14 protein-coding genes and 1 pseudogene are annotated in these 15,941 nt (G+C 74.3%); 4 read left to right on the forward strand and 11 right to left on the reverse strand.

Annotated features, from left to right (window positions below):
* The 4 genes and pseudogenes from AB0E96_RS26290 to AB0E96_RS26305 all read right to left on the reverse strand — a co-directional run.
* Positions 1-1,222 (reverse strand): annotated as a pseudogene (locus AB0E96_RS26290) (flotillin family protein); the annotation flags it as partial.
* Between the two features lie 102 nt (positions 1,223-1,324).
* Positions 1,325-2,068 (reverse strand): hypothetical protein, encoded by a 744-nt coding sequence (locus AB0E96_RS26295; protein WP_359827849.1) that lies wholly within the window; start codon positions 2,066-2,068, stop codon positions 1,325-1,327.
* 288 nt (positions 2,069-2,356) lie between these two features.
* Entirely contained in the window at positions 2,357-3,472 is a 1,116-nt protein-coding gene (locus AB0E96_RS26300; protein ID WP_359827851.1) for a helix-turn-helix domain-containing protein, read from the reverse strand.
* Positions 3,473-3,568: 96 nt separating this feature from the next.
* The gene (locus AB0E96_RS26305) at positions 3,569-4,336 is read right to left on the reverse strand and encodes a GntR family transcriptional regulator (RefSeq protein ID WP_359827852.1); all 768 of its coding nucleotides are present in this window, start codon (positions 4,334-4,336) and stop codon (positions 3,569-3,571) included.
* 346 nt (positions 4,337-4,682) lie between these two features.
* Here AB0E96_RS26305 and AB0E96_RS26310 point away from each other — a divergent pair, with 346 nt between their 5' ends.
* Positions 4,683-5,441, forward strand: coding sequence for a tyrosine-protein phosphatase (locus AB0E96_RS26310; protein ID WP_359827854.1), 759 nt, complete (start codon positions 4,683-4,685; stop codon positions 5,439-5,441).
* 178 nt (positions 5,442-5,619) lie between these two features.
* Complete coding sequence (locus tag AB0E96_RS26315; RefSeq protein ID WP_359827856.1) at positions 5,620-6,192, forward strand: DUF4291 domain-containing protein; 573 nt, start codon at positions 5,620-5,622, stop codon at positions 6,190-6,192.
* On the opposite strand, the gene AB0E96_RS26320 is transcribed toward AB0E96_RS26315, so the two are convergent.
* Positions 6,193-7,050 (reverse strand): ABC transporter permease, encoded by an 858-nt coding sequence (locus tag AB0E96_RS26320; protein WP_359827858.1) that lies wholly within the window; start codon positions 7,048-7,050, stop codon positions 6,193-6,195.
* Positions 7,047-7,958: an ATP-binding cassette domain-containing protein gene (locus tag AB0E96_RS26325; RefSeq protein ID WP_359827860.1), complete on the reverse strand. Its 912-nt coding sequence runs from the start codon at positions 7,956-7,958 to the stop codon at positions 7,047-7,049. The genes AB0E96_RS26320 and AB0E96_RS26325 overlap by 4 nt, the downstream gene beginning before the upstream one ends.
* Positions 7,959-8,092: 134 nt before the next feature.
* On the opposite strand from AB0E96_RS26325, the gene AB0E96_RS26330 reads away from it, so the two are divergent.
* Entirely contained in the window at positions 8,093-9,355 is a 1,263-nt protein-coding gene (locus AB0E96_RS26330; protein ID WP_359827861.1) for a sensor histidine kinase, read from the forward strand.
* The gene (locus tag AB0E96_RS26335; RefSeq protein ID WP_359827862.1) at positions 9,352-10,011 is read left to right on the forward strand and encodes a response regulator transcription factor; all 660 of its coding nucleotides are present in this window, start codon (positions 9,352-9,354) and stop codon (positions 10,009-10,011) included. The genes AB0E96_RS26330 and AB0E96_RS26335 overlap by 4 nt, the downstream gene beginning before the upstream one ends.
* A gap of 105 nt (positions 10,012-10,116) precedes the next feature.
* Here the strand turns inward: AB0E96_RS26335 and AB0E96_RS26340 are convergent, their stop codons facing one another.
* The 5 genes from AB0E96_RS26340 to AB0E96_RS26360 all read right to left on the reverse strand — a co-directional run bounded on the left by AB0E96_RS26340 (position 10,117) and on the right by AB0E96_RS26360 (position 15,804).
* Positions 10,117-11,220 carry a hypothetical protein gene (locus tag AB0E96_RS26340; RefSeq protein ID WP_359827864.1) on the reverse strand — a complete coding sequence of 368 codons (1,104 nt, stop codon included), beginning with the start codon at positions 11,218-11,220 and terminating at the stop codon, positions 10,117-10,119.
* 342 nt (positions 11,221-11,562) lie between these two features.
* Complete coding sequence (locus AB0E96_RS26345) at positions 11,563-12,246, reverse strand: hypothetical protein (protein WP_359827865.1); 684 nt, start codon at positions 12,244-12,246, stop codon at positions 11,563-11,565.
* 167 nt (positions 12,247-12,413) lie between these two features.
* On the reverse strand, positions 12,414-13,433 hold the full coding sequence (locus AB0E96_RS26350) for a BadF/BadG/BcrA/BcrD ATPase family protein (RefSeq protein WP_359827867.1): 1,020 nt from the start codon (positions 13,431-13,433) through the stop codon (positions 12,414-12,416).
* Positions 13,434-13,606: 173 nt separating this feature from the next.
* Positions 13,607-14,896, reverse strand: a complete 1,290-nt coding sequence (locus AB0E96_RS26355) for a 6-phospho-beta-glucosidase (RefSeq protein WP_359827868.1) — start codon at positions 14,894-14,896, stop codon at positions 13,607-13,609.
* Positions 14,896-15,804, reverse strand: a complete 909-nt coding sequence (locus AB0E96_RS26360) for a carbohydrate ABC transporter permease (RefSeq protein WP_359827869.1) — start codon at positions 15,802-15,804, stop codon at positions 14,896-14,898. The genes AB0E96_RS26355 and AB0E96_RS26360 overlap by 1 nt, the downstream gene beginning before the upstream one ends.
* Positions 15,805-15,941: the final 137 nt, after the last annotated feature.

Here is a 15,941-nt window from a genome sequence, read left to right on the forward strand (position 1 = left end):
CCTCGGCGGCCTTGATGTCCTTGACGAGCTTCTCCTGCGCCTCGGCCTCGGCCTGGATCACGACGGCCTTGCGGACGCGCTCGGCCTCCTCGGTGGCGCGCAGGGTCTTGACGGCCTCCTCCTGCTCGGCGACGGTGCGGTCCACCGCGACCCGCTCGCGCACCACGTCGGCGACCTCGCGCTTGGCGGACTCGACCTCCTTCGACTTGGCGATCGTGGCGAGCTCGGTCTCCCGTTCGCGGCCGACGACCTCCAGCAGGCGGTCCTTCTCGATCCGCTCGTTCTCCACCGCGATCACCCGCTCGCGGTTCTTCTGCGCCACCGCGACCTCGCGGGCCTGGTTCTCCCGCTGCACGCCGAGCAGTTCCTCGGTGCGCAGGAAGGCGGTCTGGGCGTTGAGCCGCTCCTCCTCCTGCACCCGGGCGATCACCGCGTCCTCCTTGGCCCGCAGGGTCTCGATCTCGCGGCGCTGGCGGATCTCCGCGTCGGCCTGCCGGCGCTCCAGCTCCAGGACGGCCTCCCGGGCGTCCACGTTCTGCCGGGTGATCTCCTTCTGCTCGTTGCGCTGGTACTCGTTGGTGCGCACGTGCTCGATCGCGGTCAGCTCGGTGATCTTGCGGATGCCCTGGGCGTCCAGGATGTTGTCGGAGTCCAGCTGGCTCATCGGCGTCTGTTCCAGGTGGTCGATCGCCGCGTCCTCGAGGGTGTAGCCGTTGAGGTCGGTGCCGATGACCGCGATGATCTGGTCCCGGAACTCGTGCCGGTGGGTGTACAGGTCGGTGAAGTCCAGCTGCTTGCCGACGGTCTTGAGCGCCTCGGCGAACTTGACGGCGAAGAACTCCTGGATCGCCTGCGGGTCGCTGGCCCGGGCGGTGCCGATCGACTGGGCGACCTTGATGACGTCCTCGACGGTCTTGTTCACCCGGACGAAGAACGAGATCCGGATGTCCGCGCGGATGTTGTCGCGGCAGATCAGGCCGTCCCGGCCGGCCCGGTGGATCTCCACCGTCTTCGCGGTGATGTCCATCAACTCGGCCTTGTGGAGCACCGGGAGGACGATCGCGCCGGTGAAGGTCACGTCGACCTTCTTCGTCCGGGAGACGATCAGTGCCTTGCCCTGCTCGACCTTCTGGAACAGGCGGCCCACGAACAGCAGCATGGCGAGCAGGATGAGCAGCACGACGGCGACGAGCACGCCGAAACCCACGGCGATGGTGTCCATCACGGAGTCCTTTGACGAGATGGCGAGTTGGTGCGAAGAGGAATGCGGAGAGGTGCGGTGAGGTGAGGAAGGAGAGGAAGGTGAACGGAGAGTGACGAACCGTCAGGCGATGGCCGGCGGATCGAAGGGCGCCACCAGGAAGTGCTCGCCCTCGGCGTCGTAGTCGAAGATCAGGGCGGTCCGGCCGGCCGTCAGGCCCGGTTCGGGCTCCGCCGTGCGGACCTGGACGGTCGCGGTGGAGCCGTCCTCCGCGGTGACCTCCGCCTGCCCGAAGTCGGCAGTCACCCGGCCGGTCCGGATCACGCAGACCCGGCCGACGAAGTCCCCCCGGGTGGCCGGCCGGTCCTGCGGGAACAGCCGCGACATCGGCCGGACGAGCAGCCGGGTGCCCGCCCAGGAGGCGACCAGCGCGACGACGAACACGCCGCCGCGCGCCGGTGCCCCCGAGGTGAGGACGGTGCCGGCCAGGCTGACGAACCAGGCGAGCGCGACCAGCAGCGACACCGCCACCGTCACGGGCACCCCGCCCAGCCCCAGCGCGTCCAGCACGCCCGTGTGGTGGCCGCCGCCCGGCCGTTCGGACCCACTGTCGGCACCGTGCCCCCCGGCACCGTGCCCCCCGTGTCCGGTGTGTCCGCCGTGCCCCCCGTACCCGGCACCGGGATGGTGCCCGGCGTGCCCGACGTCCACGTGGTGCCCGGCGTCGTGCCCCCCGTGCACGGCGCCGGGAACCAGGCCGCCGAACAGCATCAGCAACCAGTACCCGACCACCACCACCAGCGCGAAGCTGAACAGCGCCGTCGGAAAGGCCAGCGCGGCCGCGAAGAATCCCCCCAACCCGGCCACCCTCCCCCGCCTTCCCGTCGGCGCCGCGCTTCGGCGCCGGGGAGATCATGACAGTGCCGGGGCCCGTCGCACATTGCCAGGATCCGGCAATCTTTACGCCCTCTTGACACCCTGGTACGCACGGCCCGCGTGACACTGCAACAGCTCGGCAACAGGACGGCTGCCGGACGGTCGTAGTGGCGCCCCGCGGGTTTGCCGCGGCGGGCCCGGACCGGCCGGAGGGATCGGCGGCCCGGAGCGGCCGGATCGCGTCGGCGGCAAGCGGGACCACGGCGGTAACGACGGTAACTACAGCGGTTGTTCCGGCCAGTTCAGCAGCCGGGCCCCCATGGCCGCCGTCTCCAGGGTGAAGCGCTGCAGCGCGTCCGCCGGGTCGTACCCGGTGAGCGCCTTGATCCGCTCCAGCCGGTAGCTCAGGGTGCGCACGCTCAGGCCCAGCCGGCGCGCCGCCTCCGCGTTCACGTACGCCGCCTCCGCCTGCACCGCGATGGTGTCCAGCAGCGGACGGGCACCGCCGCGGGCCTCCGTCAGCGGGCCGAGCACGCTGCGCACCAGGTCGGCCATGGCCGCCCGGTCGCGCATCAGCACCGGGAAGACCAGCAGCTCCTCGGCCCGCAGCTGCCGGGCCGGCAGATCCAGCCGCTGCGCGTAGTCCAGCGCGTCCAGCGCCTCCTCGTAGCTGCGCGGCACCCCGCTGGGCCCCGAGTGCCGACGGCCGGTGGCCACCCGCCGCACCGGCTGGTAGCCGGGCCCGGGGCGCAGCGTCAGCTCCGCGAAGGCCTCCAGCACGGCCCGCTCGGAGTCCGGGGCGATGCACACCAGCCGGCCGTCCTTGCTGGCCAGCAGCACGTCCCGCTCACCGAACCGCCCGGCCAGCTCCCGCTCCACCCGGTGCACCAGCGGATGCACGTCCGCGAACGGCTCGTCGCCCACCGCGACCGCCACCGTGTACGCGCCCGCCAGCCGCAGCCCGAACCGCTCCGCGCGCTCGGCGAGCAGCCCGAGGTCGCTGCGGCCGAACAGCAGGTCGTCGATGAACTCCCGGCGGGCCGCCTCCTCCTGCCGGACGGCCAGGCGCTGCGCCCGCTCGTGGCCCTCGCCCAGCGCGGCCAGCGCGGCGTCGGTGGCGGCCAGCACCGCGTCGCCGATCCGGCGCAGCTCGGTGACGCTGTTCGCGGCGGTCGTCCCGGGCAGGGTCTGCCAGGCCCGCCGGGCCGCCGCCAGGCAGTGCGACACCACCTCGCGCAGTCCGAAGCCGGCCTCCGCGCAGTGCTCGCCGAGCCTGCGCAGCCGTTCCAGTTCCTCGCGGCGCGGCAGCCGGCCGGTTCTGGAGACGTCGGCGAGCAGCGTGAGGTAGACCTCCGCCAGCTCGGTGGGTATGTCGTAGTCGGTCTCTTCGGTCACCCTGTCCAACCCCCGTGCGCCCGGTGTTCCGGCGCCGAATGTACCAAGGGGGGTCCGGCCGGGGCGGCGGTGACGCCGAGGGCGGCCCGGCCCCGGCTACCGGTCGCGGAAGTGCAGGACGAAGCGCGCGCTGCTGCCGTCGATCCGCCGCCGCACGTACAGCGCGGGGACGCCGTCCGGGGTGCAGCTGACCCCCTCGCGCACCAGCAGCGCGGTGCCCGGCGGGACGCCCAGCAGCTCGGCGTCCGCGAGGTCGGCGCCGACGGCGCCGAAGGCCCGCCAGTCGTACTCCAGCTCCACCCCGGCGGCCCGCGCCAGGTCCGGCACCAGGTTCCCGGGGCGGCCCGGCCGGACCAGCTCGGCGGGCAGCGGGCCGAACGCCACCCAGTAGCTGCACGCGGCCCGGGCCCGTCCGCCCAGCCGGATCACCGAGTCCACCCGGGACAGCTCCCGGGGCGCGCGGCCCAGCTGGCGGGCCGCCTCCGCGTCCTGGGCCGAGCCGGTGACGAGCGGGGCGGCGACCACGAACTCGCCGTCCGTTCCCTCCTCGTTCGGCAGCGCGGTGGGCACGCTGCCGAGGTCGAACCGCTGGCTGCGCGGGTCCACGGCGATCGAGACCCGGACGGCCGGCGGGCGGACGAAGGTGCCCACGCCCCGGCGGATCTCCACCACGGCCGCCCGCTCCAGCTCCGCCACCGCCTGCCGTACGGTCAGCCGGTTCACGCCGAACTCGGCGCTCAGCTCGGGCTCGCTCGGCAGCCGGGCGCCGGGCGGGTAGGCGCCGGTGTCGATGCGCTCCTGGATCCGGCGGGCCAGGCGGCGGTACACCGGGGTGTTCGGGGAGCTCGGGGGGTTCGTCGCCACGGGCCCGATCCTACGGAGCCCGCTCGCGCGGCCCGGGCGCCGTGCCGTCCGGGGTCCCGCGGTGCCGGTCCTGGCCGCCGCCGTGCCGTCCGGGTCGCCGTGGCCCGTCGGCAGGAGTGGGATGGAAGGATGCACCGATCGAGACCCGCGCGATCCGGACCCGGGCACCGGGGGCCGTGTCCCCCGGGCCGGTGCCGCCCGGGCCCGTGCCGCCTGCGTCGCCCGGGTCCGCGCGGCCGAGGCTTGCCCGGCGACCCCGGAAGGGGTTACACATCTAGACGTCTAGATGTCCCCGCTCCGGACGGCCCCTCGCGTCCCGGGTGCGGCCCCACCGAAAGGCCACCCCATGTCCCTGGTCAACTTCCGCGACGCCGCCGTCCTCGGCGACCCCGAGGGCCGGCGGGTCCGCCCCGGTGTGCTGTACCGCTCCGCCCAGCCGTTCCCGGCCGCCGACGAGGCCACCGTCGCCCAGCTGCGCGGCTGCGACATCCGCACCATCGTGGACCTGCGCGACCCGCGGGAGACCGACCCCGCCGACTGGGCCGCCGCCGAGGCCGCCGGGATAGCCGTCGTCGCCGCCCCGGTGAACCCCGCCACGGACGCCCTCACCGCGCGGATGAGCACCATGGCCACCGCCGCCGACCTGGGCGACTTCTACGTCCTGCTGGCCGAGTCCGCGCCCGACGCGGTGGCCGCGGCCGTCGACGCCACCGTCCGGCCCGGCGCCGTCCTGCTGCACTGCGCCGCCGGCAAGGACCGCACCGGCCTGCTGACCGCCCTCCTGCTGGACCTCCTCGACGTCCCCGCCGAGCGCATCGTCGCCGACTACACCCGCACCGCCGACGCCCTCCCGCAGATCTTCGCCGGGCTCGCCGAGCGCCACCGCACGGCGCTCAACGACCACCGCGGCACCTCCCGGGTCACCGACTCCCAGGGCCGCAACCTCACCATCCCCGCGCCGCTCCTGGAGGCCCCGGCCGAGGCCATGTCCGTCTTCCTCGACCGGGTCCGCACCCACCACGGCGGCGCGGCCTCCTTCCTCCCCGGCTGCGGCGTCCCGGCGGCCACCCTCGGGGCCTTCCGCAGCAAGGCCGCCGTGGCCTGAGCCGTCCGGGCCGGAGCCGCGAGCCGACCCGAGCCGACCCGAGCTCTGAGCCGCGACCCGTCCCGACCCGAGCCACGGCCCGCGCCGCGAGCCCGACCGAGCGTCCCGAGCCGGAGAATCCCGTTGCGTCCCGTCACCCGCTCCGGCACCGTGACCGGAAGGAAGGGGGTGCCGGGAGATGACCGCACTGCGCGAGATCCGGGCCGACCACGACGGGCGGACGATCGTGCTGTACCAGGCCTACCCGCCGGCCGTGGCCGACGCGGCCCTGGCGGCGGGCCGGTTCGTGGCGCCGTTCGGCTTCCACCGGATGACGTGGATCAAGCCCTCGTTCCGCTGGCTGATGCACCGCAGCAACTGGGCCGGCAAGCCCGGCCAGACCAGGGTGCTGGCGGTCCGGATCACCCGGGAGGGCTGGGAGGAGGCGCTCGCCCGCGCCGTCCCGACCACCGCGCACCCGGACGAGCTCGCCCGCGCCGAGGTCCACGTGCAGTGGGACCCGGAGCGGTCGCTGCGCGGGGCGGCGCTGAACCACTACAGCATCCAGGTGGGCATCGGCCGCACCCTGATCCGCCGCTACGCCGAGGAGTGGGTGGTGGGACTCACCGACCTCACCCCGCAGGTGCGGCGGATCGCCGCGCTGGTCCGCGACGGGCGGACGGCACAGGCGCAGCGGCTGCTGCCGCCCGAGCGCCGCTACCCGCTGCCCGCCGCGGCGGCTCGGCGGCTCGGCCTGGACCGAGGGGCCTGATCACACGTCCCGGCGCCGCACCACGACCACCGTCACGACCACCGAGGCGACGCCCCACACCCCCATGGTGATCCACGAGTCCAGCACGCTCGGAGCGTACTTCCCCATCGTGGTCGTGGAGTTCGGGTTGATGACGAGCCGCTGCACGGTGGCCAACGGCAGGTGGGTGCCGATCTCCTTCAGCCAGCGGTAGCGGTCCCCGCCGAACATCATCGGCAGGACGAACATCAGCAGCACCAGCGAGACGATCGAGGCGGTGGCGTGCCGCAGCAGCGCGCCCAGCGCCATCCCGATCAGCGCGCAGACCGGCACGATCGCCGCGTAGCCGAGCACGGCCCGCAGGCAGCCGTCGTCGGTGACGGAGAGGCCGACGTGACGGGAGGCCAGCATCGCGTTGACGGTGAAGAAGGAGACCGTCGAGACCACCAGCCCGGCGAGTGCGGTGATCCCGCCGATCAGCAGCACCTTGGCCGCGATCACGCCCCGCCGGTCCGGCACGGCGGCGAAGGTGGTGCGGATCAGGCCGGTGGTGTACTCGCCGAACACGGTGATCGCCCCGAGGCTGCCGGCCGCGACCGCCATCAGGTCGCCCGCGATGTTGCCGAGGCCGTGCCACAGCGGGTCGTAGGTGTACGGTGGCATGCCGGGCATTCGCGGCGGCGGGTGGTCGATGTACGTCAGGTCGGTGTGGACGGCGTTCACGTTGACCGCGATCGCCACCAGCGAGGCCAGCGCCAGCACCCAGTAGGTGGAGCGCAGCGAGCGCAGTTTGATCCACTCGGCGGCGAGCAGGTCGGTGAAGCGCGGCGCCGGTTCGGGGGCCGGGGCAAGGGCCGGGGCAAGGGGCGGGGTGCTCATCGGGCGTCTCCGGCGAGGTACTCGACACTGTCGGCGGTCAGGGACATGAACGCCGACTCCAGCGACGACGTCCGGGTGGTGAGTTCGTGCAGCACCACGCCGTGCCGCAGCGCGAGTTCGCCGATCCGTTCGGCCGGCATCCCGGTGACGATCCCGGACCGGGGCTCCGCCAGCCGCACGTCGGCGCCCTCCGCGCGCAGGGCCTCGGTCAGCGCGCCGAGGTCGGGGGCCCGGACGGCCACCGAGGAGACCGCGTCGCGGGCGGAGAACTCCGCGAGGCTCTCGTCCGCGATCAGCCGGCCGCGCCCGATCACCACCAGCCGGTCGGCGGTGTGCTCCATCTCGGCCATCATGTGGCTGGAGACGAACACCGTCCGCCCCTCGGCGGCGAGCCGCCGGAACAGGCCGCGCACCCAGAGCACGCCCTCCGGGTCCAGCCCGTTGAGCGGCTCGTCGAAGAGCAGGACCGGCGGGTCGCCGAGCAGCGCGCCGGCGATGCCCAGGCGCTGCTTCATGCCCAGCGAGTAGCCGCCGATCCGCCGCCCGGCGGCTTTGCCGAGGCCGACCTCCGCCAGCACCTCGTCCACCCGCCCGAGCGGGATGCGGTTGCCACGGGCCAGCGCCGACAGGTGGGCCCGGGCGCTGCGCCCGCCGTGCACGTCGCCCGCGTCCAGCAGGGCGCCGACGTGCCGCAGGCCGCGCGGCCGGCTCGCGAAGGGCACGCCGGCCACGGTGGCGCTGCCCCCGGTGGGGGTGTCGAGGCCCAGGATCATCCGCAGGGTGGTGGACTTGCCGGCGCCGTTGGGGCCGAGGAACCCGGTCACGGCGCCCGGCCGGACGGTGAAGGTCAGCCGGTCGACGGCCGTGGTGGCGCCGTACCGCTTGGTCAGTCGTTCGATCTCGATCACGGGGACCACGGTGCCGGTCGGGCCGGTGCCCGGGCATCGGGCGGCGGGACACAAGCACCCGCGGCCCCACCCGCCCCGGGGATTACGCCCCCGGGCCGATGCGGCGCCGCCGGGCCCGCCACTACCATCGCGTCATGATCACCGAACCCCGCCCGCCGCTGCTCAGGCGCCTGCCCGCCGGCGTGTGGGTGGCGGCGCTGTGGACGGTCCTGGTCGCGTTCCGCTTCCTCACCCGCGAGGACGAGCTGCGGCACCTGTTCGACTACCACGGCAACCCCGAGGACATGCCGCTGGTGGTCACCGCGGTGGTCACCACCCTGGTGGCGGCGCTGCTGGTCCGGCTGCCGCTGCTGGCCATCGCGGTGGCGCTCGCGGGCGCCGTCTACGCGTTCGGGATGTGGGGCGTCCCGGAGACCGGGCCGCTGCAGTTCCTGATCGCCGACGCGGTGGTCGGCTACTGCGCGGCCACCCGCTCCCGGCGGGTCTCGCTGAGCGCCCTGGCCCTGCCGCTGGCCACCCTCGCCGGACTGCTGGCCTGGGGCGCCGTCAACGACTACCCCGTCAACCCGCTCGCCTACGGGGGCTTCGCCGCGACCGTGCTGATCGCCTGGCTGGTCGGCAACACCGTGCACCAGGGCCGGGCCCACGCCGAGGCGCTGCGCGGCCGGGCCGCCGAGCAGGCCATCACCGCCGAACGGCTGCGGATCGCCCGCGAGTTGCACGACATGGTGGCCCACAACATCGGGATCATCGCGATCCAGGCCGGCATGGGCAGCCGGGTCATGGACACCCAGCCCGCCGAGACCCGCAACGCGCTGGAGGCGATCGAGGCCACCAGCCGGGAGACCCTGGCCGGGCTGCGCCGGATGCTCGGCGCGCTGCGGCAGGGCGAGGGGGAGCCCGCGCCGCTCGAAGTGGTGCCCGGACTCGGCGAGTTGGACCGGCTGGTGGTCAGGGCGGCGGGCGCCGGGGTGCGGGTCGGGCTCACCCGCCGCGGCGAAGCCCGCGCCCTGCCGCCCGAGGTGGACCTGGCCGCCTACCGGATCGTCCAGGAGGCGGTCACCAACGTGGTCAAGCACGCCGGCACCCGGGACTGCCACGTCACCGTCGAGTACGGGCCGGTGGCGCTGGACGTCACCGTCGTCGACCCGGGCGCGGGCGTGCCCACCGCGACCCCCGGCACCGGCTACGGCCTGGCCGGGATGCGCGAGCGGGTGGCCCTGCTGCACGGCGAGTTCCGGGCCGGGCCGCGCCCCGGGGGCGGCTTCCTGGTCACCGCCCGGCTGCCGCTGCCCGAGCGGCCCCCCGCCGGGACACCCGCCGGGACATCTGCCGAGACCCCCTCCCGAGCGTCCGCCGGGGCGTCCGCCGAGATCCCGCTGGAGGTGGCGCCGTGATCCGCGTCGTCCTGGTCGACGACCAGCCGCTCATCCGCACCGGCCTGCGGGTGCTGATCGCCGACGCCCCCGACCTGGAGGTGGTCGGCGAGGCCGGCGACGGCGCCGAGGCCGTCGACCTGGTCGCCCGGCTGCGCCCCGACGTCGCCGTGATGGACATCCGGATGCCGGGGACGGACGGCATCGAGGCCACCCGCCGGATCACCACCGACCCGGAGCTGCCCACCCACGTCCTGGTCCTCACCACCTTCGACGACGACGACTACGTCTACGGCGCGCTGCGGGCCGGGGCGAGCGGCTTCCTGGTCAAGGACCTCGCGCTGGAGACCATCCTGGACGGCATCCGGGTGGTCGCCGCCGGGGACGCCCTGCTGGCCCCCGGCATCACCCGCCGGCTGATCGGCGAGTTCGCCGCCCGCCCGGAGGCCGCCGCGGCCCCGCCCCGCCGGCCCGTCGCCGGGGCCGTCACCGAGCGCGAGCGCGAGGTGCTGACCCTGGTCGGCCGGGGCCTGTCCAACACCGAGATCGCCGCGGAGCTGACCATCAGCGTGGCCACCGCCAAGGCGCACGTCGCCCGGCTGTTCACCAAGCTCGACGCCCGCGACCGGGTCCACCTGGTCATCCAGGCCTACGAGTTCGGGCTCGTCACGCCATGACGCGAAGCGCCGGGGCGGGCCGTCACGGCCCACCCCGGCGCCCGGGACCCAGGGTGTCCGGCAGCTCGGGAACTCAGCGGCTCGGTAGCCCGGGAGCCCGGATCGTCAGTGGACGATCGCGTGCGAGACCTGGCACCCGTTGACACCGTTCGACCAGGTGCCCTGCATGGCGAACGAGCCCGTCGCGAAGGTCACGTTCTGCGCGCCGCCCGTGCCGCCGACCCCGTTCCACGAGCACTTGTCGGCGTTCTCGTAGCCGGTCGAGTCGGTCCAGCCGCCCGCCGGGTTCTGGTCGGTGATGGTCTCCGAGTACTCGTGGCCGTACACGATGGTCACGCCGTCCAGGGTGCCCGCGCTGCCGCTGTTGACGTAGTTCTGGCCGCAGGAGGAGCCCATGTCGGTCACGTACGGGTCGTTGGTGAACGCCACGTCACCGTACGGGGAGGGGGCGGCGCCGCCGGTCAGGGTGGTGTCGCCGTTGTAGTCGTGCCAGGCGCAGAAGCCGCCGTTCGGGGTGTTGAAGCCGTCCGGGTGGGTGCCCGTCGGCGACAGCACCACGTACTGCGCGTTGCGGTTGGAGGCGGCCGTGGTGTTGCCGAAGTGCCCGGCGGCCTTCACGGCCTCGGAGGCGAGCTGGTAGCCGCTGGCCTGCCCCGGGGCGGCCGCCGACTCGTCGACCCAGACGCCGGCCAGCGCGCCGCCGGTGGGGTAGCCGACGTGCGTGGAGCCGGTCGGGCAGCTGGTCGCGCCGGCGGCGACGCCCTCGCAGTACTGGGTCATGACGCCGGACCAGGTCTCGCTGTTGGTGCCGAGGCCCTTGAACAGCTGCTGCGCCCGGACGGCCTCGCCCTTCGGGTCGCCCGACAGCGTGGTGTAGCCGCTGGAGTTGGTGCCCTGGGTGCCCCACTGGGAGCCCCAGAAGACGAGGTAGACCTTCGGCGCGCCGGTGGTGACGCCGATGCCGTCCACGCCGCCGCCGTAGCTGAGGTTGTTGGCCGCCGGCTTGGGGGCCTGGTTGCCGGTCTCCTTGGTCGGGTGCGCGCCGTGCCGGTAGGGGTGGGGCTGCCCGGCGAACTCGCCGGCCGGCCGGTCGTCCTGGGCGGCCTGGGCGGCCGGGGCGGCGGCGAAGCCGGCGGCGGCCAGCGCGAGGGCGCTGAGCCCGGTCAGGGCCCGCAGCCGCATCCGGCGGGAGGTGGGGGAGATGCCCATCGTGAGGGTTCCTCTCTGGTGCCGGCCGCGCCCGGGTGCGGCGCGGCGGCACTGTGGGGACGAAGGGGGAAGGCCGACGACGGCACGGCCGGTCACCGGCGGTCCGTGGTGGACCGCCAGTGGCGTGGGGTGGTGGGGCCGGTCACCGCCGACGGCCCGAAGCAAAGCACCGCCGCCGAAACCGGGTCAACGACGGAGAAGGTAAGACCAGCCCCAAGCGCGGGCCCCGCGAACGTATCGAACGTCAAAAGCCCCCAGCTGGAGCCCGGTCGATGCGCGTAGCGCAGCCGAATGCCAACAGTTGAGAGGTGCTTCTACACCGTATGGGCCGGTGAGCGGCCGTCAGGGGGTCTGCGGAGGGTCGTCGATCTCGCCGATCCGCATGATCCGGCCGTGGGAGTCCAGCACCACGTCGTAGGCGTCGCCGTGGCAGCCGTACGGCTCGGCCGGGTCGGTCGGGTCGGCGGGGGCGGACGGTTCGGTCGGTTCGGCGGGGGCGGACGGTTCGGCGGGGGCGGACGGTTCGCGGTCGGCCAGGCAGTCGTTGACGTGGGAGATCAGCTCGGCGAGGGGGACGGTCCCGGCCGGGCCGTCGTGCGGGCCGTCGACCAGGGTCGCCGCCACCCCCGCCCCCGCGTAGCCGTAGTGGACGGGACTGCCGGCGGGCTCGTAGCGGCCGGAGCCGCAGCCGAACCGGGCGGGCCGGGCGGTGAGTTCGGCCGGGCCGGCCGAGACGACGAGGAGGACCTGGTGGCCGGGGAGCGCGGTGGGGGTGGCGCACTCGGCGGAGGGCACCGTGGCGGAGGCCGGCACGGACGGGTCGGCCTCGGGGGCGTAGGACTCCTCGTCGTCCTCGTAGAAGAACTCGTCGTCGTCCAGCAGCTCGTCCGCGCCCTCGTCGGCCCGGGCGGCGGCGGAGGCGGCGGCGAGGGTGGAGCCGGAGTCGGCGGGCGTGCAGCCGGTGAGGGCGGCTGCGGCGCCACAGGCCAGCAGGGCGGCGGCGATCAGGAGGCGGGGGGTGGCCATGGCACAAGTCTCCCCGGACGGCGGCGGTGGTCGGTACCCCCGTAACACGACCGGGGGCGGCCCCGCGGTTCCCTCCCCCGCCGGACGTGCGGATCCGGCGGGGGAGGGAGGTCGGTGACCTGGCGTCAGGCCGCGGCGGGCCGGCCCGTCCGCGGGTGGACGGGCGGTCAGGCCGCGACCGGTCGGCCCGCCTCGTACGCCTCGCGGACCCGGGCCTGCACCTCGGCGTCCGCCGCCAGGTGGTCGAGGCCGAGCAGTGCCGCGCCCAGCACCGGCGGGGCGACGACGACGCGCGGTTCGGCCAGCGGCGCGGCCGCGGCCAGCCGGGCGGTCAGGTTGTCCAGCAGCAGCGGATGCCGGGAGGCGAGCACGCCGCCGCCCAGCACCACCGGGGTCGGGGTGTCCAGCAGGTCCAGGCGGCCGAGCGCCACCACCGCGAGCCGGACGATCTCGTCGGCCTGCCGGTCGATCAGCTCCAGTGCCACCGCGTCGCCCTCGCCCGCGACGGCGAACAGCACCCGGGCGATCTCGTGCAGCCGCGCGTTCGGCAGGTGCCCGAGGTGGACGGCCTCGGCGACGGCGACGGCGCTGGGCAGGCCGAAGTGCTCGGCGATGGCCCGGGCGAGCCCGGTCGGCCCGCCGCGCCCGTCCTCCGCGCGGACGGCGTGCCACATGCTGGCGACGGCCAGCCCGGAGCCGCCGCCCCAGTCGCCGGTGAGCTCGCCGAGGGCGGGGAAGCGGGCGGTGCGCCCGTCCGGCAGCAGCCCGACGCAGTTGATCCCGGCGCCGCAGACCACCGCGACCCCGCGCGGGCCGTCGGTGCCGGCCCGCAGCAGGCCGAAGGTGTCGTTGACGACGGTGTTGCTGGCCCCCCAGGGGTGGGACTCCAGGGCGACGCGCAGCGCCTCCTCCTCGACCGGCAGGTCGGCGTTGGCCAGGCAGGCGCTGACGTGGCTGGTGAGTACCCCTCTCCAGGACGGGAAGCCCGCCTCGGCGGCGGCCTGCTCGACCAGCGGGGTCAGGCCGGCGACCGCCGCCGCGCCGCCGATCCGCTGCGGGGCGAAGCCGCCGCCGCGGGCGGAGCCGAGGATGCTGCCGTCGGCGCCGATCAGGGCGACGTCGGTCTTGGAGTTGCCCGCGTCGATGGCGAGGACGCCGGGCAGGAGTGGTTCGGGCTGGTGGGTCATCAGGTCCCCGCGGCTCGTACGTGGCCCGGGCCGTGGTCGTCGGCCGGGTGCCCGGCCGACGGTCCCGGCCGGGGTGCCCGGCCGGAGGATCCCCGGCCGGGGGTGGACGGTCTCCTCGCGGAGCCCGCCCGGCGACCGGAGGAGGTCACCGGGCGGGTACGTGGCGGGCCGGGTCAGGCCCAGGCGAGGTGCTCGCGGTTGTGGGCGAGCAGCCGGTCCGTGAGCCGGTCGGCGAGATCGATCTGGCCGACCAGCGGGTGGGCGAGCAGGGCGTCGAAGACCCGGTCGCGGCCGCCGCGCAGGGCGGCGTCGAGGGCGAGGTGCTCGTAGGAGGTGACGGCGGCGATCAGGCCGGCGTACAGCGGCTCGACGGGCCGCTGCGGCAGCGGGCGCACGCCCCGCGCGTCCACCTCCGCCGGGACCTCGATCACGGCGTCGTCCGGCAGGAAGGGCAGCACGCCGTCGTTGCGGGTGTTCACCACCTGCACGGAGGTGCCGCCGCCGGTGCCGAGCAGCGCGCCGATCAGCTGGACGGCCGCCTCCGAGTAGAAGGCGCCACCGCGCTTGCCGAGCAGCTCGGGCTTGGTGTCCAGGGCCGGGTCGGCGTACAGCTCCAGCAGCTGCCGCTCGATCTCGGCCACCTGCGCGGCCCGCGAGCCCTGCTCCTTCAGCTCCGCCACCACCGCGTCGTGCTGGTAGAAGTACCGCAGGTAGTAGGACGGCACCACGCCGAGCCGCTCGATGACGGCCTGCGGCAGGTGCAGGTCCTCGGCGATCTCCTTGCCGTGCGAGGAGAGCAGCTCCGGGAGCACCTCGCGTCCGCCGGCGGCGCCCGGGGCGTCCAGCAGGGTCACCCCGCGTTCCCAGGTCAGGTGGTTGAGCCCGACGTGGTCGAGCCGGACCAGCTCCGGGTCCACGCCCAGGTGCCCGGCGAACTTGCGCTGGAAGCCGATCGCGACGTTGCACAGCCCGACGGCCTTGTGGCCGGCGGTCCGCAGCGCCCGGGTGACGATGCCGACCGGGTTGGTGAAGTCCACGATCCAGGCGTCCGGGTTGGTCCGGCGCACCTGCTCGGCGATGTCCAGCACCACCGGGACGGTGCGCAGCGCCTTGGCGAGGCCGCCGGCGCCGGTGGTCTCCTGCCCGACGCAGCCGCACTCCAGCGGCCAGGTCTCGTCCTGGTTGCGGGCGGCCTGGCCGCCGACGCGCAGCTGGAGCAGCACGGCGTCGGCGTCCGCGACGCCCGCCACCAGGTCCGTGGTGACGGTGACGACCGCGGAGTGGCCCTGCCGGGCGAAGATCCGCCGGGCGAGGCCGCCGATCAGCTCCAGGCGCTCGGCGGCCGGGTCGATCAGCACCAGCTCGCCGATCGGCAGGGTGTCGCGCAGCCGGGCGAATCCGTCGATCAGTTCCGGGGTGTACGTCGAACCGCCGCCGACGATTGCCAACTTGAGTGCGGACATCAGCCCTTGACCCCTGTCAGTGTCACGCCTTCGATGAAGGCCTTCTGAGCGAAGAAGAAGAGGACGATCACCGGTGCCATCACCAGCAGGGTGGCGGCCATGGTGAGGTTCCAGTTGGTGTGGTGGGCGGCCTTGAAGGACTCCAGTCCGTAACTGAGGGTCCAGGCCTGCTGGTTGTTGCTGGCGTAGATCTGCGGCCCGAAGTAGTCGTTCCAGCAGTAGAAGAACTGGAACAGCGCGACCGCGGCGATGGCCGGCTTGGCCATCGGCAGGACCACCCGCAGCAGGGTGCGCAGGTCGCCGCAGCCGTCGATCCGGGCGGCCTCGATGTACTCCTTGGGGATGGTCAGCAGGAACTGGCGCAGCAGGAAGATGGAGAACGCGTCGCCGAAGGCCATCGGGATGATCAGCGGCCAGAGCGAGCCGTCCATGCCCATCTGCTTGGACCAGAACAGGAACATCGGGATGACGGTGACCTGCGGGGGCAGCATCATCATCGCGATGACGCACATCAGCGCCAGGTTGCGGCCGCGGAAGCGGAACTTGGCGAGGGCGTAGGCCACCGGGAGGCTGGAGACCACGGTCAGCAGGGTGCCGAACCCGGCGTACAGCAGGGTGTTGCGCCACCAGCTGAGGAAGCCGGGGGTGTCCCAGACCTTGCTGTAGTTGCCCCAGTTCCAGTCCTTCGGCCAGTAGTCGGTGGTGAGCGCCTGCCCGTCCGACATCACCGAGGTGAGGAAGACGAAGACGAAGGGCAGCAGGAAGAACAGCGCGGCGGCGATCGCCACCGTGTGCACGGCCACCCAGTGGAGGAACGCGCGGCGCCGGGCGGTCCGGGCGGCGGGGCCGCCGGACCGGGAGGGGACGGCCGTGGCCGGCCCCTTGGTGAGTGTGGTGCCAAGGGTCATGATCGGGTCCTCCCGGGCCGCTAGTCGTCGCTCGCCATGAAGCCGGAGCGGCGGCGGAGCAGGATCGAGGTGACGGCCATCGAGATGCCGAACAGCACCAGGGCGACGACGCAGGCCGCGCCGTAGTTATAGCTCTG

The organism is Kitasatospora sp. NPDC036755, from assembly GCF_040636595.1.
GTDB lineage: Bacteria > Actinomycetota > Actinomycetes > Streptomycetales > Streptomycetaceae > Kitasatospora.